The sequence below is a fragment of the Streptomyces sp. NPDC046197 genome (assembly GCF_040646295.1).
Classification (GTDB): Bacteria; Actinomycetota; Actinomycetes; order Streptomycetales; family Streptomycetaceae; genus Streptomyces.
Window position 1 is genome coordinate 1 of sequence record NZ_JBEYZY010000006.1, and the last position, 23,596, is coordinate 23,596.

Annotated in this window: 23 protein-coding genes, 1 tRNA gene and 2 pseudogenes; 13 read left to right on the top strand and 13 right to left on the bottom strand. The window is 72.4% G+C overall.

Translation table 11 applies throughout. The features are described from left to right. Nucleotides 1-91: 91 nt before the first annotated feature. The 4 genes from AB0A61_RS10300 to AB0A61_RS10315 all read right to left on the bottom strand — a co-directional run bounded on the left by AB0A61_RS10300 (nt 92) and on the right by AB0A61_RS10315 (nt 2,397). Nucleotides 92-418: a DUF202 domain-containing protein gene (locus AB0A61_RS10300; protein ID WP_361289171.1), complete on the bottom strand. Its 327-nt coding sequence runs from the start codon at nt 416-418 to the stop codon at nt 92-94. Further along, entirely contained in the window at nt 415-807 is a 393-nt protein-coding gene (locus tag AB0A61_RS10305; RefSeq protein WP_361289174.1) for a DUF202 domain-containing protein, read from the bottom strand. The genes AB0A61_RS10300 and AB0A61_RS10305 overlap by 4 nt, the downstream gene beginning before the upstream one ends. 46 nt (nt 808-853) lie before the next feature. After that, the gene (locus AB0A61_RS10310) at nt 854-1,369 is read right to left on the bottom strand and encodes an NUDIX domain-containing protein (protein ID WP_361289177.1); all 516 of its coding nucleotides are present in this window, start codon (nt 1,367-1,369) and stop codon (nt 854-856) included. A 134-nt stretch (nt 1,370-1,503) separates the two neighbouring features. Next, on the bottom strand, nt 1,504-2,397 hold the full coding sequence (locus AB0A61_RS10315) for a DMT family transporter (RefSeq protein WP_361289180.1): 894 nt from the start codon (nt 2,395-2,397) through the stop codon (nt 1,504-1,506). 453 nt (nt 2,398-2,850) lie between these two features. Here AB0A61_RS10315 and AB0A61_RS10320 point away from each other — a divergent pair, with 453 nt between their 5' ends. The 4 genes from AB0A61_RS10320 to AB0A61_RS10335 all read left to right on the top strand — a co-directional run bounded on the left by AB0A61_RS10320 (nt 2,851) and on the right by AB0A61_RS10335 (nt 6,928). Next, complete coding sequence (locus AB0A61_RS10320; RefSeq protein ID WP_361289183.1) at nt 2,851-3,810, top strand: hypothetical protein; 960 nt, start codon at nt 2,851-2,853, stop codon at nt 3,808-3,810. Between the two features lie 134 nt (nt 3,811-3,944). Further along, nucleotides 3,945-5,492, top strand: a complete 1,548-nt coding sequence (locus AB0A61_RS10325) for an APC family permease (RefSeq protein ID WP_361289186.1) — start codon at nt 3,945-3,947, stop codon at nt 5,490-5,492. 100 nt (nt 5,493-5,592) lie between these two features. Further along, complete coding sequence (locus AB0A61_RS10330; protein ID WP_361289189.1) at nt 5,593-6,318, top strand: molybdopterin-dependent oxidoreductase; 726 nt, start codon at nt 5,593-5,595, stop codon at nt 6,316-6,318. Then, on the top strand, nt 6,302-6,928 hold the full coding sequence (locus AB0A61_RS10335; protein WP_361289192.1) for a cytochrome b/b6 domain-containing protein: 627 nt from the start codon (nt 6,302-6,304) through the stop codon (nt 6,926-6,928). The genes AB0A61_RS10330 and AB0A61_RS10335 overlap by 17 nt, the downstream gene beginning before the upstream one ends. Nucleotides 6,929-7,117: 189 nt before the next feature. Here AB0A61_RS10335 and AB0A61_RS10340 read toward each other — a convergent pair. From AB0A61_RS10340 to AB0A61_RS10350, 3 genes and pseudogenes are all read right to left on the bottom strand, one after another. After that, nucleotides 7,118-7,240, bottom strand: a pseudogene (locus tag AB0A61_RS10340) (gluconate 5-dehydrogenase); the annotation flags it as partial. 45 nt (nt 7,241-7,285) lie between these two features. After that, nucleotides 7,286-8,683: a gluconate:H+ symporter gene (locus AB0A61_RS10345; RefSeq protein ID WP_361289195.1), complete on the bottom strand. Its 1,398-nt coding sequence runs from the start codon at nt 8,681-8,683 to the stop codon at nt 7,286-7,288. Nucleotides 8,684-8,757: 74 nt separating this feature from the next. After that, nucleotides 8,758-9,303 carry a gluconokinase gene (locus tag AB0A61_RS10350; RefSeq protein WP_361289197.1) on the bottom strand — a complete coding sequence of 182 codons (546 nt, stop codon included), beginning with the start codon at nt 9,301-9,303 and terminating at the stop codon, nt 8,758-8,760. A 142-nt stretch (nt 9,304-9,445) separates the two neighbouring features. Between AB0A61_RS10350 and AB0A61_RS10355 the strand changes: the two genes are divergently transcribed. Further along, a complete protein-coding gene (locus AB0A61_RS10355) occupies nt 9,446-10,147 on the top strand; it encodes a FadR/GntR family transcriptional regulator (RefSeq protein ID WP_361289200.1) in 702 nt (233 codons plus the stop codon). 76 nt (nt 10,148-10,223) lie between these two features. On the opposite strand, the gene AB0A61_RS10360 is transcribed toward AB0A61_RS10355, so the two are convergent. Then, on the bottom strand, nt 10,224-10,610 hold the full coding sequence (locus AB0A61_RS10360) for a YchJ family metal-binding protein (protein ID WP_361289203.1): 387 nt from the start codon (nt 10,608-10,610) through the stop codon (nt 10,224-10,226). Between the two features lie 120 nt (nt 10,611-10,730). Here AB0A61_RS10360 and AB0A61_RS10365 point away from each other — a divergent pair, with 120 nt between their 5' ends. After that, complete coding sequence (locus AB0A61_RS10365; RefSeq protein WP_361289206.1) at nt 10,731-11,042, top strand: dsRBD fold-containing protein; 312 nt, start codon at nt 10,731-10,733, stop codon at nt 11,040-11,042. A gap of 11 nt (nt 11,043-11,053) precedes the next feature. Then, nucleotides 11,054-11,680: pseudogene (locus AB0A61_RS10370) on the top strand (phosphoribosyltransferase family protein); the annotation flags it as partial. Nucleotides 11,681-11,813: 133 nt separating this feature from the next. Here AB0A61_RS10370 and polX read toward each other — a convergent pair. Both polX and AB0A61_RS10380 read right to left on the bottom strand, forming a co-directional pair. Continuing rightward, nucleotides 11,814-13,541: a DNA polymerase/3'-5' exonuclease PolX gene (polX, locus tag AB0A61_RS10375; RefSeq protein ID WP_361289209.1), complete on the bottom strand. Its 1,728-nt coding sequence runs from the start codon at nt 13,539-13,541 to the stop codon at nt 11,814-11,816. Nucleotides 13,542-13,674: 133 nt separating this feature from the next. Further along, nucleotides 13,675-13,759 (bottom strand) — tRNA-Leu (locus tag AB0A61_RS10380). A 202-nt stretch (nt 13,760-13,961) separates the two neighbouring features. Between AB0A61_RS10380 and AB0A61_RS10385 the strand changes: the two genes are divergently transcribed. From AB0A61_RS10385 to AB0A61_RS10395, 3 genes are all read left to right on the top strand, one after another. Next, nucleotides 13,962-15,287 carry a M20/M25/M40 family metallo-hydrolase gene (locus AB0A61_RS10385; RefSeq protein WP_361289211.1) on the top strand — a complete coding sequence of 442 codons (1,326 nt, stop codon included), beginning with the start codon at nt 13,962-13,964 and terminating at the stop codon, nt 15,285-15,287. A 191-nt stretch (nt 15,288-15,478) separates the two neighbouring features. Continuing rightward, nucleotides 15,479-15,712: a chaplin ChpH gene (gene chpH / locus AB0A61_RS10390; protein ID WP_361289214.1), complete on the top strand. Its 234-nt coding sequence runs from the start codon at nt 15,479-15,481 to the stop codon at nt 15,710-15,712. Between the two features lie 183 nt (nt 15,713-15,895). Continuing rightward, the gene (locus AB0A61_RS10395) at nt 15,896-16,774 is read left to right on the top strand and encodes a chaplin family protein (protein ID WP_361289217.1); all 879 of its coding nucleotides are present in this window, start codon (nt 15,896-15,898) and stop codon (nt 16,772-16,774) included. Between the two features lie 74 nt (nt 16,775-16,848). Here AB0A61_RS10395 and AB0A61_RS10400 read toward each other — a convergent pair whose 3' ends face one another. Continuing rightward, a complete protein-coding gene (locus AB0A61_RS10400; RefSeq protein ID WP_361289220.1) occupies nt 16,849-17,037 on the bottom strand; it encodes a DUF5703 family protein in 189 nt (62 codons plus the stop codon). 47 nt (nt 17,038-17,084) lie between these two features. Here AB0A61_RS10400 and AB0A61_RS10405 point away from each other — a divergent pair, with 47 nt between their 5' ends. Beyond that, complete coding sequence (locus AB0A61_RS10405; protein ID WP_361289223.1) at nt 17,085-17,813, top strand: hypothetical protein; 729 nt, start codon at nt 17,085-17,087, stop codon at nt 17,811-17,813. 197 nt (nt 17,814-18,010) lie between these two features. On the opposite strand, the gene AB0A61_RS10410 is transcribed toward AB0A61_RS10405, so the two are convergent. Continuing rightward, on the bottom strand, nt 18,011-20,341 hold the full coding sequence (locus tag AB0A61_RS10410) for a helix-hairpin-helix domain-containing protein (protein WP_361289226.1): 2,331 nt from the start codon (nt 20,339-20,341) through the stop codon (nt 18,011-18,013). Continuing rightward, nucleotides 20,338-21,321 (bottom strand): aldo/keto reductase, encoded by a 984-nt coding sequence (locus tag AB0A61_RS10415; RefSeq protein ID WP_361289228.1) that lies wholly within the window; start codon nt 21,319-21,321, stop codon nt 20,338-20,340. Before AB0A61_RS10415 ends, AB0A61_RS10410 begins: the two co-directional genes overlap by 4 nt. Nucleotides 21,322-21,495: 174 nt before the next feature. Here AB0A61_RS10415 and AB0A61_RS10420 point away from each other — a divergent pair, with 174 nt between their 5' ends. Both AB0A61_RS10420 and AB0A61_RS10425 read left to right on the top strand, forming a co-directional pair. Next, the gene (locus tag AB0A61_RS10420) at nt 21,496-22,551 is read left to right on the top strand and encodes an LLM class F420-dependent oxidoreductase (protein ID WP_361289231.1); all 1,056 of its coding nucleotides are present in this window, start codon (nt 21,496-21,498) and stop codon (nt 22,549-22,551) included. Between the two features lie 233 nt (nt 22,552-22,784). After that, on the top strand, nt 22,785-23,573 hold the full coding sequence (locus AB0A61_RS10425) for a ferritin-like domain-containing protein (protein ID WP_361289234.1): 789 nt from the start codon (nt 22,785-22,787) through the stop codon (nt 23,571-23,573). The last annotated feature ends 23 nt before the right edge of the window (nt 23,574-23,596 follow it).

Here is a 23,596-nt window from a genome sequence, read left to right on the forward strand (position 1 = left end):
CTCCCCGGCCCATTCCCCCATCACCACAACAAAGAGTCTGGCCCCGCCGCTCACGCGGCGGGGCCAGAACCCCAAGATCTTCATGAGTCTTCTAGACGACCAGGGCCGCCGCGCAGACGGCCAGGGCCACCGTGCACAGGGCCGCCGCCGTGGCGTGACGTGGCGTGAGGGCCGGTGGCGCGGCCGACCGCGCGAGCACGCGGATGCGGAGCTGGGCGACGAGCAGAAAGCCCAGCCAGAGGGCGCAGCACAGGGCACACACGGCGAGGCCGGCGGGCGTGACGCCCCCGTGCAGGGCGGTCCGCACGGCGAGTACGGCGGCGACCGTGCTCGACAGCGTCGTACGCCGCCAGGCCAGCCGGGTACGTTCGGGCTGCAGCCCCGGGTCCCGGGGGTGGCTCGCCGGGCCCGCGCTCATCGTTCCAACCCCACGAGCACGACGACGACCATGGCCACGGCGACCACCGCCACGACCAGGCCCAGCAGGGCCGGGAAGCGCGACGGCGGCAGGTCCTCGCCGCGCCGCATCGCCAGCTCGCAGCGCATCCAGTGGTTGACCGCGCGCAGAGAGCAGAGCACACCCGCGGCGAGCAGGGCGAGCGCGAGACCGATCCGCCAGCCCCAGGGCAGGTCCGGCAGGAACTGGTCCACCGCGAAGCCGCCGCCGATCAGCGCCAGGGCGGTGCGCAGCCAGGCGAGAAAGGTGCGCTCGTTCGCCAGCGAGAAGCGGTAGTCGGGGGTGCGGCCCTCCTTCCTGACCTCCTCGGGGGCGAACCACAGGCGGACGTTCCGTGCGAAGTCGATCACGCAAGGGACCTTACCCACGGGCGGTGGCCGGTGGTCCCTCGGCCACCTACCCCCTCGCCAGGTGGGTCCTCAGCCGCTCGTACGCCGCGAGCCCGTCCGGCACCCACTCCCACTCCCGCAGTCGGCGCTCCACCTCGTCCTGGGCCAGGAAGTCGTGCCAGGCGACCTCCTCGGCCTGCGGTCGCACCGGCAGGTCGCAGCGAACCCGGTACACCGCCGACCACCACGTCCGCCCGGCGCCGTCGTCGTACAGGAACTTGAAGAGGTACTCGGGCCGGGGGAGCCCGGTCACCCCCAGCTCCTCCTCGGCCTCCCGCAGGGCCGCGTCGTCGTAGGACTCGCCCGCCCCGACGACCCCGCCGACGAACATGTCGTACAGGGAGGGGAAGACGAGCTTCGTCGGTGTGCGGCGGTGGACGAAGACGCGGCCTTCGGGGTCACGGGCCTGGATGAAGACGCAGCGGTGGCGCAGGCCGCGCGCGTAGGCCTCGCCGCGCGGGGACTGCCCGACGACGTGGTCGTTCTCGTCGACGATGTCGAGGATCTCGTCAGCAGCGCTCATGGCGCCCATCCAAGCAGGCGCCGCGCCGCGGGGTGACGCCCCGGGCTGCCGGGGACCGGCGCGGCCGGGCGCACCGGCCTGCTTGGTGCTCCGGCCCGCTTGGTGCTCCGGCCTGCTCGGCGCATCGCCCCGGGTCAGTGCGGTTGCAGGTCCCGGGCCGGCTCGGCCACCGCCGCGCCGCACGGCATGGCCGGGTGCAGGCCGAGCAGGACGATCCCGGCGACGACCGCCGCGAGGCCGGCCGCCTCCCAGGCCAGCGCTCCGGTGTCGGTGCGCAGCCGGTCGCCGAGGAAGCCCACCCCGCAGGCGATCCCGGCCAGCGGCTGCGCCGCGGTCAGCGCGGGCAGCGACATGCGCAGCGGCGCCGTCTCGAACGCGCTCTGCACCAGGATCAGCCCGGTCACACCGAGCACCAGCACGCCGTAGGGCTGCCAGCCGGTGAGCACCTCCGTCCAGCCGCCCGCCGAGAACCGTTGCCCGCTCACCCGGGTGAGCGCGTCCTGCACGCCGTACAGCGTCCCGGCGGCCAGCGCGAGCAGCACCGGGCCCCAGCTCAGCCGCGAGCGCTTGGCGTAGGTCGTGAGCAGCAGGGCCAGACCCACCATGGCGCCGATGATCAGCCAGTGGCGCAGCGGGTTCGTCACCGCACTGCCGGCCCGCGGCTGACCCGCCACGATGAACGCCGTCACGCCGCCCGCCAGCAGGGCCAGGCCCACCCAGCCCTGGCGGCCGAGCGGCTGCCGAGTCTGTCTGCGGGACAGGGCCAGCGCGAACAGGAGGTTCGTCGCCAGCAGGGGCTCGACCAGGGAGACCTCGCCCCGGCCCAGGGCGACCGCGCCCAGGACCATGCCGGCGACCATCAGCGCCATACCGCCGAGCCAGCGCGGCACCCGCATCAGGTCCAGCAACAGCCGGGGGGAGAGGAAGTCGCTCAGCGGTGCCTGCTGGGCCGCGTTCTGCTGGAGCACGAAGCCGAAACCCACACAACAGGCAGCGCTCACGGCGAGAGTCAGAACCAGAACCGACACGCTGCGTACCTCGTTCATCCGGCCGGGCCACGGGGTGCGTAATGGCCGACTGTAGCGTCCCGGAGCGCGGTGTGCCCCGAGGAGTGCCCGGATGCGGGCGGTCGACTCGGTGACGACGCCCTGCGGATCAGGGCGTTGGCACGGCCGTGCGGCCATGGTGAAACGCTCGGCACGGGCGCGCCATGGCGTACGCCACACGAGGGAGACGGCAGCACGGCATCGGCCGGGCCGCCGGGGTGGACGGGAGCGTCGCAAGTGCCCTGTGTGCATGGCGAGTTGACGCATGTAAGGGCCGGATGGCCCTTGACGTGAAGCATTGGCTGAGGGTTGGCTGTGCGTGATCAGTTGATGGCGGGCCGATGACCGACGAGCACGCCACGGCGGGTGAGCCCGGGGGTGTACGCCCCTGAGGTGAGCCGGGCCACAACAAACAGCGCACGAGGAAGTCCCGCGGTGCCCCCACCCCCGCCTCCCCTCGGCCGCAGCCGCAAGCGCGCGGCGCAGGCCTTCGACGCCGCTCTCGACGACTCCGAACTCGTCACCGCCCGCACCGCGTTGGCACAGGGGCGCTGGCAGGCCGTGCGCTCGCTGCTCGTCCACACCGGTGACGACTGGGACCGCCGTGGCCACCGCGTCACCGTCCTCGCCCAGGAATCCCACACCGCGGCCTGGGCGCGCGACTGGCTGCTCGCCGAACCCGAGTCCGCCGACGCGGCCACGCTGCTCGGCGCGGCCCTGGTCCAGCGTGCATTACGGGACCGGGACGAGCCCGACCGCGCCCGCGAGGCCTGCCGGGCCGCGGCCGCGCTGGCGCCCGCCGACCCCACCCCTTGGCTCGGACTGCTCCTGCTGGAACGCACCCTGGGCGGCGAGGATGAGGTGGTCCGCCTGTTCGACGAGATCCGCCACCGCCACCCCGACCACCACCACGCCCACCACCTGATGGTGGCCCGGCTCGCCGAGCGCCGCGCCGACACCGGCCCGGACCCGCTGCACGAGGTCTACGACTTCGCGAACGCGGCCGCGGCCCAGGCCCCTGCCGACTCGCCGCTGGCCGTCCTCCCGGTGGTCGCGCACGCCGAGCGCTACCGCGTGCTGGCCGCCGCCGGCCACGAGCCGGTCGACCCGGTCGACTCGGAGCACTGGGTGGGCCGCCGGGCCCGCCAGGTGATGAAGGCCGCGTTCGACTGGTGGCTGGAGTGGGAGCAGGAGGGGCATCCGCGGCGCCTGGTCGACCTGAACTTCCTCGCACACGCCAAATTGTGCGAGGGCAGGGCGGCCGAGTCGGCCGCCCTGCTGCACCGCATCGGCGCCCATGCCACCCCGGCCCCCTGGTCGTATCCCGACCGCGATCCCTCCTCCGCCTACTCCGCCTTCAAGGCCGCCCGCGCCAGGGCGCTCGGCACGACGTAGCGCCCGCGACCCGCAGGAGCCACAGCCCACCGACGACCCGCATGCCCGACGTTACGCACGACCGCAGACCGAGAGCCCGCACGCCCGAGACCCGTACCACCGCAAGCTCCCCGACCCGAGAGGACGACCCCCCGATGACGACGGGCAGTTCGAGCACCAGCCGACCCACCGCCGAAGGCGGCGGGATCAGCACCTTCAAGGGACAGGAACGCGCCCTGCGCGCCGACCGCCTCGGCACGGGGGGCCTGCTGCTCTCCGTCCTCGCCGCGACCGCCCCGCTCATGGTGGTCGCCGGTGTCATGCCCACCACATTCGCGGTGATGGGCATCGTCGGCCAGCCGCTGCTGTTCGTCCTCCTGGGCGTGGTCCTGATCCTGTTCAGCGTCGGGTACGCCGAGATGAGCCGCCACGTCCACAACGCGGGCGCGTTCTACGCGTACATCTCCCGCGGCCTCGGCGGCACGGCGGGCGCGGGCGCGGCGCTCGTCGCCCTCGTCGCCTACAACGCCCTGCAGGCCGGCATCTACGGGATCTTCGGCTTCGAGGTCTCCAACCTGTTCGCCACCTACGCCGACGTCACGGTCGCCTGGTGGATACCGGCCATCGCGGCCGTCGCCGTGGTCGGCGTGCTCGGCTGGCTGAAGATCGACGTCAACGCACGCGTGCTCGGCGTGCTGCTGGTCATCGAGGTGGCGCTGGTCGTCGTCTTCGACCTCGCCGCGGTCGCCGACCCCGCCGGGGAGGGGCTGTCCCTGCACGCCTTCAACCCGGACACCCTCGGCGGCGCCGGCATCGGCACCGCGCTGTGCTTCTGCATCGCGGCCTTCCTGGGCTTCGAACAGGCCCCGGTGTACGCCGAGGAGACCAGCCGCCCGCACATCCTGGTACCGCGTGTGATGTTCCTCGCGGTGGGCGGCGTCGCCGTCTTCTTCGCCCTCAGCTGCTGGGCGCTCACCGTCGCCGCCGGTCCGTCCGGCATCGTCGGCGCGGCGCGCAAGGAGAGCGCCGGACTGCTGTTCTCGCTCACCGAGTCGCGGCTCGGCGGCACCTTCACGGACGTGCTGCACGTGCTGTTCGTGACCGGCATGTTCGCCGCCATGCTCAGCTTCCACAACGTCGTCGCCCGGTACGCCTTCGCCATGGGCCGCGAGGGCCTGCTGCCCGCGGCGTTCGGGCGCACGACCGGCACCAGCGGAGCACCCGCGACGGGTTCGCTCTCCCAGACCGTCGTCTCGCTGGTGATCGTGATCGCCTTCGCGGTCGCCGACGACGGGCCGGCCGGCGACCCGACCGCGCCCGTGCTGCACCTGTTCACCTGGTTCGGCAATATCGGTGCCCTCGGCGTGATCGTGCTGATGGCGGCGGCCAGCCTGTCGGTGATCGTCTTCTTCGTACGGCGCGGCGCGGCGGCCGCACAGGGCTGGCGCCTGGCCACCTCCGCGCTGGCGTTCCTGGCCCTGCTCGTCATCGCCGGCTACACGGTCAAGGACTTCGACGTCCTGGTCGGCACCGGGCACGGCTCGGCCCTGAGCCGGGTGCTGCCGGGGATCATCGGCCTCGCCCTCGCCGTCGGCCTGGTCCAGGGCGCCGTCCTGCGCCGCCGCCGACCCGAGGCACACGCCCGTATCGGCTGTGGCAACGAGGCGTTCCAACTCCAGAAGGCGGCGGACGCGGCGTCCTGACGTTGTTCTCGCCGGGAAACCCGTAAGAAGAGATGACGGAAGTCTGACGAGCACCCGCGATCCCTGGTCCCACGGGGGCCGCGGGTGCTCGAATGTGAGGGTGAACTCCGAACAACCCGAGGAGGCGGGCCGGCCCGTCGGCCGCCGGGTCCTCCTCGGCACCCTTGGCCTGGGCGCCCTCGGCGTGCTCACCGCGCCCACCCTGCAACGCGGCCTGGAGACGTTCCTCGGCGCCGCGTCCGGCAACGATCCCACCGGTCTGACCGGACTGCTCCCGAACGGCGGCGGCTTCCGCTACTACTCGGTGGCCGCGTCCGTCCCGCACAAGGACGCCGGGAACTACCGCCTGACCGTCGACGGTCTGGTCGACCACCCGGCGAGCTACACGCTGGCGGACCTCAGAGCCCTGCCGCAGACCCGCGTGGTCCACGACGTCCAGTGCGTCACCGGCTGGCGGGTGCCCGGTACGCCCTTCGAGGGCGTGCGGCTGTCCGGCCTGCTGGACGCGGCGGGCGTGCGCTCCTCCGCGAAGGCGGTGCGTTTCACCTGCTTCGACGGCACCTACACCGAGAGCCTCACCCTCGACCAGGCCCGCCGTTCCGACGTGCTGGTCGCGCTGCGCATGCAGGACAAGGACCTGGGCCACGACCACGGCGGCCCGGTCCGCCTGTACGTCGCCCCCATGTACTTCTACAAGTCCGCCAAGTGGCTCTCCGGCATCACCGTCACCGACGAGGTGCAGCCCGGCTACTGGGAGCAACTCGGCTACGACGTCGACGCCTGGGTCGGCCACTCGAACGGACGGGACGATGAGCCTACGAGCTGAGACCCCGGCCCCGCCGAGCGCCGAGGTCCGCCGCTTCACCCGGGCCCAACGGTGGGTGCACCGGACCACGGCGGCGCTGATGGGCGTGTGCGTGGTCACCGCCGCCTGCCTGTACATCCCCCAACTCGCCGAGCTCGTCGGCCGCCGCGAGCTGGTGGTCCGTGTCCACGAGTGCGCCGGGATCGCCCTGCCCGTGCCCGTCCTGGCCGGCCTGGTCTCCCGTGCCTTCCGCGCCGACCTGCGTTTCCTCAACCGCTTCGGCCCGCACGACCGCGTGTGGCTGCGCGCCGCCCTGCGCCGCGACCGGCGGCCCTCGTCCCGCCCGGCGGGCAAGTTCAACGCCGGTCAGAAGATCTACGCGGCCTGGATCGCCGGGGCCACCCTGGTCATGCTCGGCACGGGCCTGATGATGTGGTTCACCCACCTCACCCCGCTGATGTGGCGCACCAGCGCGACCTTCGTCCACGACTGGCTGGCCCTGACCATCGGTGTCGTCCTGGCGGGCCACGTCGGGATGGCGCTGGCCGACCCGGAGGCGCGGCGCGGGCTGCGCACCGGGTCCGTGAGCCGGGAGTGGGCGGACAACGAACATCCGCTGTGGCGGCCGTAGCGCCCGCCGTGGCGCCCGGTCGGGCCCCGAGGTCCGGCAGCACCTCGCAGGACCGGCCGCGGTCCGCAGCCGGCGCGAACATTCCCGGCGGACACGCCGTGGCGGACGGGACCGGCGCCTGCCCGGGACCGGGCTCGGGCTGGCGCTCGGGCAACTTCTCCAGGCGCAGGTCGCCCTGACGGCGGATCACAGCGTGCCCTTGGTCGCCGCGTACGGCGCGATACCGGGGCGGACCACCTCGCTCTGCACCGAGCAGATATTGACGATCTTGCCGCGCCCGCGCCCGCGCTCCGTCGTCCGGCGCGCGGGCTCGAGAGCGGGTGATCCCGCATCGTCGCACTTCTGTTGTTCCTCTGCCTAGATCACCAGGGAGAGCAGCAGCACCAGGCCGCCGGCGACCACCGAGATGATCGTCTCCATGACCGACCAGGTCTTCACCGTCTGCCCGACGCTCAGTCCGAAGTACTCCTTGACCAGCCAGAAACCGGCGTCGTTGACATGGCTGAAGAAGAGCGAGCCGGCGCCGATGGCCAGGACCAGCAGAGCGGTGTGGGTGGTCGACATGCCGGCCGCCAGCGGCGCGACCAGTCCGGCCGCCGAGACGGTCGCCACCGTCGCCGAACCGGTCGCGAGCCGGATCGCCACCGCGATCAGCCAGGCCAGCAACAGGGTCGGCATCGACCAGCTCTCGGAGATGTCCAGGATCATCCGGCCCACGCCGCAGTCGATCAGCGTCTGCTTGAAGCCGCCGCCCGCGCCCACGATGAGCAGGATGCCCGCGATGGGGACCAGGCCCTTCTCCACCGTCTGCGACAGCCGCTGCCTGCTGAACCCGGCGGGCCGGCCCAGCGTGAACATGGCGACGATGACGGCGGCGAGCAGCGCGATCAGCGGGGAGCCGATGACGTCGAAGACGCGCTGCGTCATGTCCGCCGGGTCGTCCACGACGATGTCGACCAGGGCCTTGGCGAGCATCAGCACGACCGGCAGCAGCACGGTGGCCAGCGTCGCGCCGAAGCCGGGGCGCCGCTCCAACTCCCCGGAGGGGCGCTGCGGAAGCATCCGGTCCGGAGCCGGCACGTCCACCCAGCGGGCCGCGAACCGGGAGAACACCGGACCGGCGACGATCACGGTCGGGACGGCGACGAGAATGCCCAGCGCGAGCGTCACACCCAGGTTGGCCTTGACCGCGTCGATCGCGACCAGCGGGCCGGGGTGCGGCGGGATCAGTCCGTGCATCACGGACAGACCGGCCAGCGCGGGTATGCCGATGCGCATCAGCGAGTAGTTGCCGCGCTTGGCGACCATCAGCACGACCGGGACCAGCAGCACGATGCCGACCTCGAAGAACAGCGGCAGCCCGATCACCGAGGCGATCAGCACCATCGCCCAGGGCATCGAGCGGCCCCCCGCCTTGGCGAGGATCGTGTCGACGATCTGGTCGGCGCCGCCGGAGTCGGCCAGCAGCTTGCCCAGGATCGCCCCGAGCGCGATCAGGACGCCGACGCCGGCAACCGTGGTGCCGAGCCCGGTGGTGAAGCTGGTGATGGCCTTGTCGAGCGGCGCCCCGGCGAACGCGCCGAGCGCCAGCGACCCGATGGTCAGCGCCAGGAACGCGTGCAGCTTGTACTTGGTGATGAGCAGGACGATGACGGCGATGCCCGCCAGCACGGCGATGCCGAGCTGGACGTGGCCGGCCGAGGTGATCGGCGGTGTGGTGTCCGCTGCCAGCATCTCGACGCTGAGTCTGGTCACGGGTGTTCCCTTGCAGGTGAAGAGGGGATGGTGGGCAGAGGTGTGCCGCAGTCGCTGAACGTGGGGGAGAGGCGTTACCGCCGGGGCGGCAGCGCCTGCGAGGACTGCGTGGTGGTGTCGAGGTCGTCCAGCGCGGCGACGGCGCGTGCCGTGATCTCCTCCGGGCTGCCCAAGACGTCGATCGCGACGCCCCGTTCGTCCTCCTGGAGGGGTTGCAGCGTGGCGAACTGGGAGTCCAGCAGTGCCGTCGGCATGAAGTGACCCTGACGGTGCCCCATCCGGTCCTCGATGAGCTTCCGGTCGCCCGTCAGATGGACGAACTCGATCCCGGGAGCCGAGGCCCTGAGCCGGTCGCGGTACGACCGCTTCAGCGCCGAGCTGCTCACCACCCCACCGAGCCCGTCCCGCCCGTGCGCCCAGGCGCCGATGGCGTCCAGCCACGGCCACCGGTCCTCGTCGTCGAGCGGGACGCCGGCCGACATCTTGTCGATGTTGGCCTGCGGGTGGAAGTCGTCGCCCTCGGCATACGGAACGCCGAGCCGGGCGGCGAGCAGGGGACCGATGGTGGTCTTGCCCGTGCCGGCGACGCCCATCACCACGACGACGTGGGGGGTACGCATCACTGCCTCGCTGTCTTCCTCGACATGGGACGTCGACGTCCGACGTCCGCCACACTGAAACCCATTAGTACGACTAATTCAAGTGTCTGTGCTGAATAAGTCTGACTTTTTGGGTCCGTGATCCACCGCGTACGCTAAGTGCATGAGCACACCGGGCCGAGGGCTGCACGGCCACGTACTGGACACCCTCGGGCCCGCCATCACCGCGGGCGAGTACCCGCCGGGCAGTGTTCTGCGCACGGACGAGCTGGCGCAGCGCTTCGATGTGTCACGTTCGGTGATGCGCGAGGCCGTGCGGGTCCTGGAGTCCATGCACCTGGTCGCCTCCCGCCGCCGCGTGGGCGTGACCGTGCTCCCCAAGTGCGAGTGGAACGTCTACGATCCGCAGGTCATCCGCTGGCGACTGGCGGGCGCGGACCGCCCGCAGCAGCTGCGCTCCCTCACCGTGCTGCGCTCGGCGGTCGAACCGGTCGCGGCGGGACTGGCCGCCAAGCACGCAACGGCCGGGCAGTGCGCCGAACTCACCGAGTGTGCGCTCGGCATGGTGGCCAACTCACGCGGCCACAAGCTGGAGGAGTACCTCGTCCACGACGTCGCCTTCCACCGCGTGATCCTGAGCGCCTCGGGCAACGAGATGTTCGCCCGGCTCGGCGACGTGGTCGCGGAGGTCCTGGCCGGCCGCACCCATCACGAGGTCATGTTCGAGGATCCCGACCCGGCCGCCGTCACCCTCCACGTCCAGGTCGCCGAGGCGGTGCGCGCGGGCGACGCGGCCCGCGCCGAGCAACTGACCCGCGAGATCACCGAGGGCGCGCTGAAGGAACTGGACATCCTGGCGCCGTAGGCGCGGCGGCATGGCCCGCGGCCGGGAGCGGGTTTCCCACAGCCGGGTCCCGGAGCCGGGACCCGGGAGCCCGGAGCTACTCCAGGAAGTCCCCGTCGACGTACACCCACGCCCCTTCCACCCGCTCGAACCGGCTGCGCTCGTGCAGCACGCCGCCCCGGTAGGTGGCCCGGAAGGTCACCGTCCCCGTGGTGTGAAAGGCGGAACCGCCCGTCGTACCGAGGACTTCCAGGCCGGTCCACCGCATCCCGGGATCGAAGTCGACCCGCGCGGGACGCGTCCGCGGATGCCAGGTCCGCAGCAGATGGCCCGCGTCCTGGCGCACGAAGGCGGTGTAGCGCGACCGCATCAGCGCCTCGGCGGTCGGCGCGGCGGCGGCCCCGACGGGAAGGTACCGGCCGCAGCACTTCTCGTACGGCCCGGACAGCCCGCACGGGCAGGAACGCAGCGTCATGACGGCCATTGTGCCCGGTCGGACGGGAGGACCGGCGGGCGCGTGCGCCAGGCGGGCATCCGCGTCACAGTGGAAAGGCCGAGACCTCTGTCTCCCGTAGCCATGCACCGGCCTCAGGAGGGACGGACGATGACGTCAGCCGCCGGCCACCGGCCCCGGTCCGCCAAGGAGTGGGAGCTGTGCCTCTATCTTTCCGAAAACGACCCCGCCACCACGGCCCGGGTGGTCCTGGACACCGGCGAGAACCTTCTGGAGTGCTGTGCCGAGGCTCATCGCAACCCGTACGACGCGGCCGTGCCCGAGATCGGTGACGAACTCGCCGCGGGCCGGGCCCTGATCTCCCTGGGCAGGCACCTGCTCCGGGCCGCCGCCGGTGAGATCGAGGCGGCGGGGGCGACCGAGGAGCTGCCGCCCGAGCCCCTGTGGTCGACCAGGGAGTGAGGAGGCCGGTCGTGCTCTTCGCCGATCGCCGCACGGCGGGACGCCGGCTGGGCGCACGCCTGGCGCATCTGCGGGCCGAGGACGCCGTGGTGCTGGGCCTGCCCAGGGGCGGAGTGCCGGTTGCCGCGGAGGTCGCCGAGGCGCTCGGCGCACCGCTGGACGTCTGCCTGGTCCGCAAACTGGGGGTGCCCTTCCAGCCGGAGCTCGGGATGGGAGCGATCGGCGAGGACGGAGTACGTGTGATCAACGACGCGGTGCTGCGCGAGGCACGCGTCGGCCAGGAGGCGCTGGCGCGGGTCGAGGAGCACGAGCGCGAAGTGCTGGAGCGGCGGGCCGCGCAGTACCGGGGCACGCGCGAGCCGGTCGCCCTCGCCGGGCGGACGGTCGTGGTGGTCGACGACGGGGTGGCCACCGGATCGACCGCACGTGCGGCCTGCCGGATCGCACGCGCGCGCGGAGCGGCGCGCATCGTGCTGGCCGTGCCCGTAGCACCGCCGGGATGGACGGAGTGGCTGGGCGGCGAGGCCGACGAACTGATCTGCCTGGACACCCCCCGGGGCTTCTTCGCGGTCGGCCAGTTCTACGCCGACTTCACCCAGCTCGACGACGCGGACGTCACCGCATGCCTGGCCCGCGCGGCGGGCCGTTCCCACGGCTAGAGGGTGTCGTTCGGATCACCGCGGGTCCGCGACGCCTGGCACGGCACCTCGCCGCGTTGTCGCCTCACCCGAGTACGTCCCCGGCGGATCAGGCCGGAATCGTGGCCGGCCGTCAGGCCGGGCGGTCCTTGCGGAGGAACCGGACGAGCCGGCGCAGGGGCCAGGTGTTGATGACGTCGTCCGGGGTGAGCCAGCCGCGTTGCGCGGTGGCGACGCCGTAGCGGAGGTGGGCGAGGTGGAGGACGGAGTGGGCGTCGGTGTTCACGGCGAACTTCACGCCGTGCCGCCGGGCGCACAGGATGTCCTCGTCGCCCAGGTCGAGCCGGTCGGGCTGCGCGTTGATCTCCAGCGCGGTGCCGGTACGCGCGCAGGCGGCGAACACCTCGTCCCAGTCGGCGTCGACGCCCGGCCGCTTCCCGATCAGCCTGGTCGTGGGATGCCCGATGACGTGTACGTACGGGTTCTCGCAGGCCCGCACCAGCCGCCTGGTCGTCGCCGCCCGGTCCAGGTCGAAGTGGGAGTGCAGGGAGGCGATGCAGAGATCGAAGTCCGCGAGGAACTCGCCGGGCCAGTCCACGTCCCCTTCCGGTCCGATGTTGAGCTCGGTGCCGTGCAGCAGTCGCATCCCGTGGTGGACGCGGTCCAGCGCCCGCAGCCGCTCGCGCTGGGCGAGCGTCTTCTCGTCCGTCATCCGCTGCATGTACAGGTTGGGCGCGTGGTCGGTGACCGCGTAGTACGCGTACCCGCGTTCCGCCGCCGCCTCCACCATCGCCTCCAGCGGCGCCAGACCGTCGGTGAGGTCCGTGTGGGTGTGCAGGTCGCCGCGGATGCTCCGCTCGGTCACCACCTCGGGCAACTCGCCGCGCAGGGCCGCCTCGATCTCCCCCCGGTCCTCCCGCAGCGTGGGCGGGATCCAGGGCAGACCGAGCCGGGCGTACACCTCCTCCTCGGAGCGGGAGGCGACCGCCTCCCCGCTGTCCACGTCGAACAGGCCGTACTCGGAGAGCTTGAGGCCCTGGCGGACGGCGATGGTGCGGGTACGGATGTTGTGCGCCTTGGAGCCGGTGAAGTACTGCAGGCCCGCGCCCCACGAGTCCAGCGGCAGCACCCGCAGGTCGACCTGCACACCCCTGGTGGTGCGGATCGACGTCTTCTTCGAGCCGTGGGCGATCACCTCGGCGGTCGCGGGCAGCGTGGCCAGCGCGTCCATGAAGGGGCCGGACCGCTGTGCGGCGACCAGGACGTCTATGTCGCCGATGGTCTCTTTCATGCGGCGCAGCGAACCGGCGAAGGTGCACCGTTTGCAGCCGGTCACCCGGGACAGCTCGGCGACGATCTCCTCGGCGGTGTCCATGGCCAGGTGCAGCGGGATGCGGGCACCCGCCTGCTGCATCAGCCGGATCCCGTGCAGGATGTTCTCCTGCGTCTTCTCGCCGAAGCCCCGCAGGTCGTGCAGCGCGTCCGCCTCGATGGCGGCGGCGAGTTCGCTCACCGACGAGATGTGCAGGTCCTGGTAGAGCCGCATCGCCTTCTTCGGTCCCAGCGTCGGGATCGTGATCAGCTCCCGCACCCCGGCGGGGATCCTCGCCCGGCGCTCCTCGACCACGGAGACGCTGCCGGTGCCCAGGTACTCGAGCACCTTCTCGGCGATCGACCGGCCCACGTTCGGGATGCCCCGCAGTCCCTCCGCGTCCATCCGGGAGATGTCGGCGGGATGGCCGCCGATGGCGCGCGCGGCCTTCTCGTAGGCGCGCGCCTTGGATGCGTCGCCTCCCGTGATCGCGATGAGGTCCGCGTACTCCTGCAGGAGCGCCTCGACCTCCTCGTTGGGCCGGGCCACACCTCAAGTCTAGGAACCGCTGCCCGATCCGGCGGCCAAGAGAAAGGGCCGAAAGGAGGGCCGAAAGGAGGGCCGAGGAGAGGGCCAAAGGAAAACGGTGCCGGCCGATGAGGCCGACACCGTTCATTCCGTGTGTCCGAGGGGGGACTTGAACCCCCACGCCCGATAAAGGGCACTAGCACCTCAAGCTAGCGCGTCTGCCATTCCGCCACCCGGACAGGGTGTCTGTCGTGCGGGCTTCCCCCGCGGCGACGGAGGAAACATTACCAGGCTTTCGGCCAGGCCCGATCACACCCCGTCCCGGTGTGAACGGCATGTGACGGGCCGGGGGCTGTCTTGGGGCGCGGCCGGGGGAGAGGGAGGATGGGGAGACCACCGGCGCGCGAGGTGGCCCACCAGGAGACAGCGGGAGGAAGCAGCGTGAGCGAGACGGGCACGGCCAGGGGCGTCACCGGCGAGGACGAGGTCGTGGACCTCTGCCGCGAGCTGATCCGCATCGACACCAGCAACTACGGCGACCACTCGGGTCCCGGCGAGCGCAAGGCGGCCGAGTACGTCGCCGAGAAGCTCGCCGAGGTGGGCCTGGAACCGAAGATCTTCGAGTCGCACCCGGGCCGTGCCTCCACCGTGGCCCGGATCGAGGGCGAGGACCCGTCCCGCCCCGCGCTGCTCATCCACGGCCACACCGACGTCGTACCGGCCAACGCCGACGACTGGACCCACCACCCCTTCTCCGGCGAGGTCGCCGACGGCTGCGTGTGGGGACGCGGCGCCGTCGACATGAAGGACATGGACGCCATGACCCTCGCCGTCGTGCGCGACCGGCTGCGCAGCGGACGCAGGCCCCCGCGCGACATCGTGCTCGCCTTCCTCGCCGACGAGGAGGCCGGTGGCACGTACGGCTCCCGGTACCTGGTCGACCACCACCCCGACCTCTTCGACGGCGTCACCGAGGCGATCAGCGAAGTCGGCGGGTTCTCGTTCACCGTGAGCGAGCAGCGGCGGCTCTATCTGATCCAGACGGCCGAGAAGGGGCTGCACTGGATGAAGCTGACCGTGGCCGGCAGGGCCGGACACGGTTCGATGATCCACCGGGACAACGCGATCACCGAGCTGTCGGAGGCGGTCGCGCGGCTGGGGCGGCACAAGTTCCCCATCCGGGTGACCAAGACCACCCGCGCGTTCCTCGACGAACTCGGTGACGCGCTCGGGACCGAGCTCGACCCCGAGAACATGGAGGGGACGCTGGCCAGGCTCGGCGGTATCGCCAAGCTCATCGGCGCCAGCCTGAGCAACACCGCCAACCCCACGCAGCTCGGCGCCGGCTACAAGGTCAACGTCATCCCCGGCGAGGCCACCGCCCACGTCGACGGGCGTTTCCTGCCCGGCCACGAGAAGGAGTTCCTCGCCGACCTGGACCGGGTCCTCGGGCCCAGGGTGAAGCGCGAGGACGTGCACCGCGACAAGGCCGTCGAGACCACCTTCGACGGGGCGCTCGTGGAGGCGATGCAGTCGGCGCTGCTGGCCGAGGACCCGGCCGCGAGGGCCGTCCCCTACATGCTCTCCGCCGGTACCGACGCCAAGTCCTTCGACGACCTGGGCATCCGGGGCTTCGGGTTCGTGCCGCTGAAGCTGCCGCCGGAGCTGGACTTCGCGGGCATGTTCCACGGTGTCGACGAACGGGTGCCGGTCGACGGCCTGAAGTTCGGCGTGCGCGTGCTCGACCGGTTCATCGACGCGTCCTGACCGCGGACTTCGGTGGGGCCGCGGACTTCGGTAGGGCCGTCATCGGCCGCTTGACCTCGGTATTCGGCTGCGCGTACGGGAATGACTGAGACGGGTGAATGCGACCATAAGCTCGTAGCTCCATTAGTTCCTCCTCGTTACAGGTGATGCGATCAGCGACACGGGATCGCTTTTGCCAACAAGGAGGAATAATGATCAAGAAGGTCGTCGCCGCTGCGGCTGCCACCGGTGGGCTGGTTCTCGCGGGCGCGGGCTTGGCCGTCGCCGACTCCGGTGCCCAGGGTGCTGCCGTGCAGTCCCCTGGCGTCGTCTCCGGCAACGTCATCCAGGCGCCCGTTCACGTGCCGGTGAACGTGTGCGGCAACACGATCAACGTGATCGGGCTTCTGAACCCCGCCTTCGGCAACACCTGCATCAACAAGTGACGTTGTGCCCCGCCCCGTGAGGGTCTGACTCCATCGACTCCGTGGGGGGTCTGGACCCGTCGGCCCCGGAGCGCACGCCATGCGCTCCGGGGCCGACCGGTTTTCTCGCGCAACGACACGTGTCTTCACGGGCTTGCGCGTTCCGGAAGGTTCGAGAAAAGGTCGAAGGCAGGTATTCAGTACATGCGACAGGTCACCCGCAAGGGCCTGATGACCGTGGCGGCCGCCACCGGCGTGCTCGCCGCCGCGGGCGGTTACGCCCACGCCGACGCGTGGGCGAGCGGCTCCGCGTCCGACTCGCCGGGCGTACTGTCCGGCAACACGGTGCAGGCGCCGGTGCACGTGCCGGTGAACGTCTGCGGCAACACGGTCAACGTCGTCGGGGTGCTCAACCCCGCGATGGGCAATACGTGCGCCAACCAGGGCGGCGGCTCCTCCGGGGGGTACGGCCACGGCGGCTCGGGCGGCGGCTCGCATGCCACCGGGCACACCGGCGGCTCGCCGGGCGTCGGCTCCGGCAACCACGTCCAGGCACCGATCGACGTGCCCGTGAACGTCTGCGGCAACAGCGTCGGCGTCATCGGCGTGGGCAATGCCACCACGGGCAACCACTGCGCCAACGGCGGCGGTTCCGGTGGCGGGGGCCACACGACGCCGCCGGGAGGCGGCCACGGGACCCCGCCCGGGACGCCGGGCCACCCCGGCAACCCGGGCACGCCGGGTCAGCCGGGGAATCCCGGTACGCCGGGTCAGCCGGGCACGCCGGGCCACCCCGGCACTCCCGGTCAGCCGGGCCACCCCGGTACGCCGGGCCAGCCGGGCACTCCAGGTCACCCGGGCACACCCGGCCAGCCTGGTACGCCGCCCAACGCGGGCGGCGGGACGCCCGGCGGCTCGGCGCAGGCCCACCAGCCCGGTGCGCGAACCGGCGGCGCGTCCCGGAGCACGGGACAGCTCGCCCACACCGGCAGCGACCTGCCCATGGGCGCCGTACTGCCGGCGGGCGCCGGGGCGCTGCTCGCCGGTGCCGTGCTGTACCGCAGGGCGCGGACCTCGGCCTAGATCAGGGCCCTTCTTCCGGATCACGCAACGGGCCCCGCATCGGCGGGGCCCGCTGTGACTCGGGCCGTCTCAGCTCACCACGTGGCGCGCACCTGGCGGATGATCCGCCGGCGCAGCCGCACCCTGCGGCTGCCGTCACGCAGCAGGCTCAGACGGTACAACTCCCATTGTCCGTACTCGGCGTGGTCAGTCAGCAGACGCGTGGTTTCCTTGCGGGAGACCCCGCGCGGCACGTACACGTCGACAAATTCGTATTCCGGCATCGCATCTATTGTGCGGGCTGGGGCCCGGTACGGATAGCGTCTGCACTATGTCTGATGCTGCGCAGCCCACCGCTGCCGAGGTACGCGCCGCCGCCGAGGCGGTCAAGACCGCGCTCGACCGCCACCTGGCCGCGGTCGAACGCAGGACGGGGGAGGACGACCCGGCCGTCTACGAGGCGTTCAACCAGCTGGCCGCGGCCGCAGAGGCGTACGACGAACTGCTCTACGACCGCTACGACGAGGTCACGCCCTTCGAGATCCCCGGTGCGGAGGACGCGCTGCCGCCGTACACGGGTCCCGAGGAACCGAACGCGATCAGCGTGCTGATCCGTCGCGACTACACCCTGGCGGAGCCGCAGCGGCTGCTGGCCCAGGCCCAGCGGGTGGAGGCGGCGGACCCCGGGGCCGGCACGGGCACCGGCGAGGACGCATCCGGCACGGTGCCCGGCGCGCTCGGCATCCTGTTCGGCGAGTTCGAGCCGGACGAGATCGCCTCCCGGCACAAGGAGTTCGGCCTGGAGGAGGGCGACTCCACCCTGTGGGTCACGGCCTCGGACGAGCCCGCAGACCCCGGCGACTGGCTGGAGTCCCCCTTCGAACACGTAGATCCGCAGCAGGTGGTGTGCCGCTTCGACGTCAGCGCCGTCTTCGACGAGGAACTCGACGACGACGCCGACGAGGTCGATGACGTCGGCGAGGCCGACGAACTCGAGGACGACCTCGACACCGACCTCGACGAGGACGGGGACCTGGAGCCGTTGGACGCCGACCGCTGACGGCGGGCGCCCACCGCCCCGCCACGGGCCGGGACGGAACCGAAGGAACCAGGAAGCAGGCCGGCGAGGCCGGAGTACGCCAACCAGGCCGCGTACGACGAACGGGCCGAGCACGACGAGCGGGCCGAGTACGCCATGCACGACGAGGGCGGCGGCCGCGGGGGGCATCCCCGTGACCGCCGCCCTCGCTCGTGAGCTCAGCCCTCGGCCGGCACCTGGGGCGCGAGCAGGACGGGCAGCCGGGTCGTGCGGGGCTTGGCGCCGACTTCGGTCACGGCCCGCGCCAGTGCCTGCTCGACCCCGTGCACCACGGACAGGTGGCGGCTCGCCCGGCTGAACGCGGTGTAGACCCAGGGACGGCTGAGCGCCTGCGCCGCGTCGCCGGGCAGCACCACGACCGCCGCGGGCCACCGCCCGCCCACGGCCTGGTGCGCGGTCAGCGCCCACCCGTGCCGCACGCACTGTTCCACCCGCTCCCTCGGCACCACCACGGCGGCGCCCGAACACGACAGGTGCAGTCCCTCGGCGTCGGCCTTCACCACCTGACCGGGCAGTGTGCGGCCGGGGGCGGGGGAGTAGGCGATCCGGTCGCCCGGGTCGAATCCGCCGAAGCGGCCGGGGCCCGGGTTGAGCCGCTCCTTGAGCGCCGCGTTCAGCGCGCGGGTGCCCGCCGCGCCGCTGTGGCCGGGGGTGATCACCACCGTCTGTTCGGCCGGGACTCCGATCGCCCGCGGCACCGAGTCCACGACGAGCTGCACCGTCCGGTGCACCGCCTCGCCCGCGTCCCGTACCGGAACGATCACGACTTCCTTCCCGGGCGCCTCGACCTGGTTGAGCTCGCCGATGCCGATGCCGGAGACCAGCTCGCCCAGCGGACCCGGATCCGGCACCCGTGAGGTGATCTGCGGGCAGACGCGCGCCGCCAGCAGATCGGCGAAGACCCGGCCGGGCCCCACGGACCACAGCACCGCCGGATCTCCGGCCAGCACCAGCCGGGCCCCGTCCGGCAGCGACTCCACGAGCAGGGCCGCCGTCTCGACGTCCAGCTGGGAGGCGTCCAGCACGACGAGGAGGTCGAGGTCGAGCGCCCCGTCCGCGTCCCGGCCCGGCCCCTCGGCGCCGGACAGCAGCCCGGCCACCGTGGCGACGGCGGCCCCGCTCTCTTGCGTGGGGCCCTCCGACAGGTCGGAGGACGCAAGCAGCGCCGCGAAGGCGTCCCGGCCGAGCGGGCTGTGGGCGGCGGCCCGGGCGCGCAGCCCGAGGCGGTGGGCCTCGGCCAGCAGCCGCGCCGGTTCGGCCCGGGATGCCTCTCCGCCCGTGTGCAGTACCAGGCCGTGTCCGGCCACCGCACGGATCAGCTCCGCGGCCGACCCCCGGGCCGAGGCGGCGGCCCGCTCCCAGTCCTCGGCCGGACCGTCCTCCTTCGGCACGGAGTTCACCAGCCGGGCCAGTCCGTCGGCGAGACTCTCCTCGGCCAGCGCATACCGCTCCAGGCCCACGAGGATCCGCACCGGGCGCGCCTCGTCCCCCTCGTCCCCCTCGTCCCCGTTGTACGCCTCGTGTTGTTCGTCCTGGGTCTCCTGCGGCTGCCGGGCCGCCCCCGGCGCCTCCAGGGCGTCCTGGAACACCAGCGCCTCGCCCTCCGCGAGTGCGCTCTGCAGCGCCGCGTCCGGGTCGGGCACTCCGCGCTGGGCCAGCGCGGCGGTGAGCGCAGGCGCCTCCAGGGCCGTGTGCCCGGCGAGGGCCGCCTGCTCCAGCAGCCAGCCGGTGACGGCACGGCCGCGCCGCTCGTCGTCCGGGCGGCACTCCGCGCCCAGCAGGGCCCGCGCGAACCCGTCGGCCTGCTCCGGCCGCACCCCCGTGACGCGCAGCAGCTGCCACGGATCGGCCCGCAGCCGGTCGTCGGCGCCCTCGCCGAGGGCTTGTGCGACCTGCGGTGCGAGCGCGTCCGGAGCGCCGCCCTCGCTCAGCACCAGGCGCACTGCCTGGACGGCTTCCGGCGCCGGGGCCGGGGGTGCGGTGGCCGCCTCGGACGGCACCGGCCTTTCCCGCGGCACCGGCTCGGGGCTGGTGGTGCGGCGCGGTGCGGGCTCCGGTTCCGCGAAGACGGTGGCCGTGGGCTGCTCACCGCTCTCCACGGCCCGTACGGCCGCGAGCAGGTCGGCAGCCCGGCCGCTGAGCTTGCCCCCGCTCTCGATCGGTCCGCTCTTCTCGGCCTTCCGCCGCTCGATCCGGTCGCGCTCGACCCGCTGGGCCGCGAGCTCGGCCTCGGCCTCGGACAGCCGGTCCGCGCCCTCACCGGTACCGGCACCGTCCGCCGCGTCCGCCCCCACCGCCGCATCGGGGCCGGTCGGCTCCGGTGCGGTATCGGCCGAGTCGGGTGCCGCGCCGGCCGGTTCCGAGTCCGCGCTGCTCGGCTCACCCGCGCTCGCCCGCGTCGCCGGGCCGGTGTCCGGGGCGCCGCCCTTTGCCGCGGCCTGAGGGGTCCCCGGCTCGGCTTCCCCCGTGGTCTCCGGCTCCGTGCTCACAGCGTGCTCCAGTCGTGATCGGGATAGCGGTGCACGGGCGCCGACACGTCGTCGAGCGCCCGGCAGATCTCGTCAGGAAGACTAAGCGCCTCCACTGACAACGCCGCCGTGAGCTGCTGTGCGTTGCGCGCGCCCACGATCGGGGCGGCCACACCGGGCCGGTCGCGGACCCAGGCGAGGGCCACCTGCAGCGGCGTCACGGCCAGCCCGTCCGCCGCGGTCGTCACGGCGTCCACGATGCGGCTCGCGGTGTCGTCGAGGTACGGCGCGACAAAGGGCGCGAGATGCTCGGAGGCGCCGCGCGAGTCGGCAGGCGTCGAGGTGCGGTACTTGCCGGTCAGCACCCCGCGGCCCAGCGGCGAGGAGGGCAGCAGGCCGATGCCCAGGTCGAGCGCGGCCGGCAGCACCTCGCGCTCGATGCCGCGCTGCAGCAGCGAGTACTCCATCTGCGTACTGGCCAGCCGGGTCCGCGTCCCCGGCGCGGCGAGCTGCCAGGTGGCCGCCTTGGCGAGTTGCCAGCCGCAGAAGTTGGACACGCCCGCATAGCGCGCGCGACCGCTGCTGACGGCCAGGTCCAGGGCCTGCAGCGTCTCGTCCAGCGGGGTGTGCGGGTCGAAGGCGTGGACCTGCCACAGGTCGACGTAGTCGGTGCCGAGGCGGGCCAGTGAGGCGTCGAGCGCCGCCAGCAGGTGGCCGCGCGAGCCGTCGAACCGTCGGTCCGGGTCCGGGACACTGCCCGCCTTCGTCGAGATGACCAGGTCACGGCGGGAGACGAGGCCTTCCGTCAGGCGGCCGAGCAGGTACTCGGACTCTCCGTCGCCGTACACGTCCGCGGTGTCGACGAGGGTGCCGCCCGCCTCCCAGAACGCCTTCAGCATGTCCGCGGCGTCATGCTCGTCGGTGTCCCGGCCCCAGGTCAGGGTGCCGAGCCCGATGCGGGACACGCGCAGGCCGGTACGGCCGAGATGCCTCTGCTCCATGAACGCCGAGATTACTGGCCAGGGGTGGGCCGTGGGTTGCCTGTGGACAACCGATTTCCGGGAGCGGACCAGGGCGGTCCCGGCGCGAACCCGGGCCGCGACCTGCCGCGTTCCGGAGCCCCGCGCTAGTGTCTCCCGCACAAGGGACGTTACTGATCGGTAAGGGGAATCGGCATGCAGCTCGGGATCAACCTCGGCTACTGGGGTGCCGGGATGGACGCGGACAATCTGGCCGTCGCGCAGGAGGCGGACCGGCTGGGCTACGCGGTGTGCTGGGCGGCCGAGGCCTACGGGTCGGACGCGGCCACCGTGCTCGCCTGGGTCGCGGCGCAGACCGAACGTATCGACGTCGGCTCGGCCATCTTCCAGATCCCCGCCCGGCAGCCCGCGATGACCGCGATGACCGCGGCGACGCTGGACTCGCTCTCCGGGGGCCGGTTCCGCCTCGGCCTCGGCGTCTCCGGACCCCAGGTCTCCGAGGGCTGGTACGGCGTCAAGTTCGACAAGCCGCTGGCCCGCACCCGTGAGTACGTCGAGATCGTGCGCAGGGCGATGACCCGGGAGCGGCTGTCGTACGACGGCGAGCACTGGAAACTGCCCCTGCCCGGTGGGCCGGGCAAGCCGATCAAGCTGACCGTGCACCCGCAGCGCGAGCACATCCCGCTGTACATCGCCGCCATCGGTCCGAAGAACCTGGAGCAGACCGGCGAGATCGCCGACGGCGCCCTGCTCATCTTCCCCTCCGCCGACCACCTGGAGGAGACCACGATCAAGTACCTGCGCGCCGGGCGGGAGAAGGCCGGGAAGACCCTCGAAGGGTTCGACGTCTGCCCGACCTTGCCGCTCGCCGTGGGCGACGACAAGGACGTGGCCAGGCTGGCCGACACCTTCCGCCCTTACACCGCGCTCTACGTCGGCGGCATGGGCAGTCCCAAGCAGAACTTCTACAACCAGCTCGCCCAGCGCATGGGGTACGCGAAGCAGGCCGCCGAGATCCAGGAGAAGTACCTCTCCGGGGACAAGCAGGGGGCCGCGGCCGCCGTACCGCAGGAGCTCATCGACCAGACCACGCTGCTCGGTTCCGTGGAGCGGATCGCGGACCGGATGAAGGCCTACGCGGCCGCTGGGGTCACCACCCTCAGCCTGGCCCCCGCCGGCTTCACGCTCGACGAGCGGATCGCCTCGCTGCGCGCCGGTACCGAGGCCCTGGAGCGGGCCGGGCTGGCGTAGGCAGCCTCGCCCCGGTGGTACCTCTGCCGGTACTTCTGCGGCCGTGGTGGGGGCTCGGGGGTCCTCCCCGCCACGGCCGTCACGGAGAACAACGTGTCGGGCCCCGTGTGGTTACGCCCTTGCCGCACCCGGGAACTCGTCCGTTCGGCGCAGCCGGCCCGCACAGCTGTTGCAGCACTCCTGCGGCCGCATTTGACTCGTTCTTTGCGGAGTCCGGCAGAGAGGTGCCCACGATGCTCTCGGCGAAGAGCCTGTTCCAGGAGATCGTCGACCACGACGAGGCGTTCCGGCTGTTCTGCTCGATCGCGGCCAGTGGGGAGTCGCAGGGCGGCTGGGAGAACGGCCGCATCGCCGCGCTCGTGCCGCCGGGCCAGCGCACGCTCGCCCCCAAGATCGCGCGCCACGGCGCCGACGAGGACAAGCACGGACGGATCTTCCGGACCCTGCTGCGCAAGCGCGGCCTGGAACCCGTTCCGGTGCCTGAGCAGACCGACTACACCATGCTCCTGGAGCGGCAGGGCATCGGCCTGGCACACGACAGGCTCAAGGCCGACGAGCAACTCACCGAGCAGGACGTCATCGTCTACCTCGCGCACAGCCGGGTCACCGAGCAGCGCGCCGCCGAACAGATGCGGATGCTGGTCAGGTACTTCGGCGACCACCCCGACCTCGGACGCGCCGTGCGGATGATCTCCCACGACGAGGACAACCACCTCGCCTACTGCCACGAGGAACTGCTGCGCCTCGCGGCCGCCGGGCACGGCCGCACCATCCAGCGTGCACTGCGCGAGTGCGCGCTCGCCGAGGTCCGCGTCCATCGCGACGTCAGCCTCGCGGTGACGGCCCGCATGGGAGGCATCCTCGGCTGGCCGACGGTGAAGTCGGCGTTCCTCGCGGCCGGCATCCACACCGCGTACGCCTACGAGCGCGTCGCCGGCTGGCGCCGCATGGTGACCCTGTCGATGCCGGAGCACCGCGACGCACTGGGCGGCCCCGCCACCCCGGCCCCCGAGATCGCCTGATCCCGCCCCGGGCACCCGGCCCG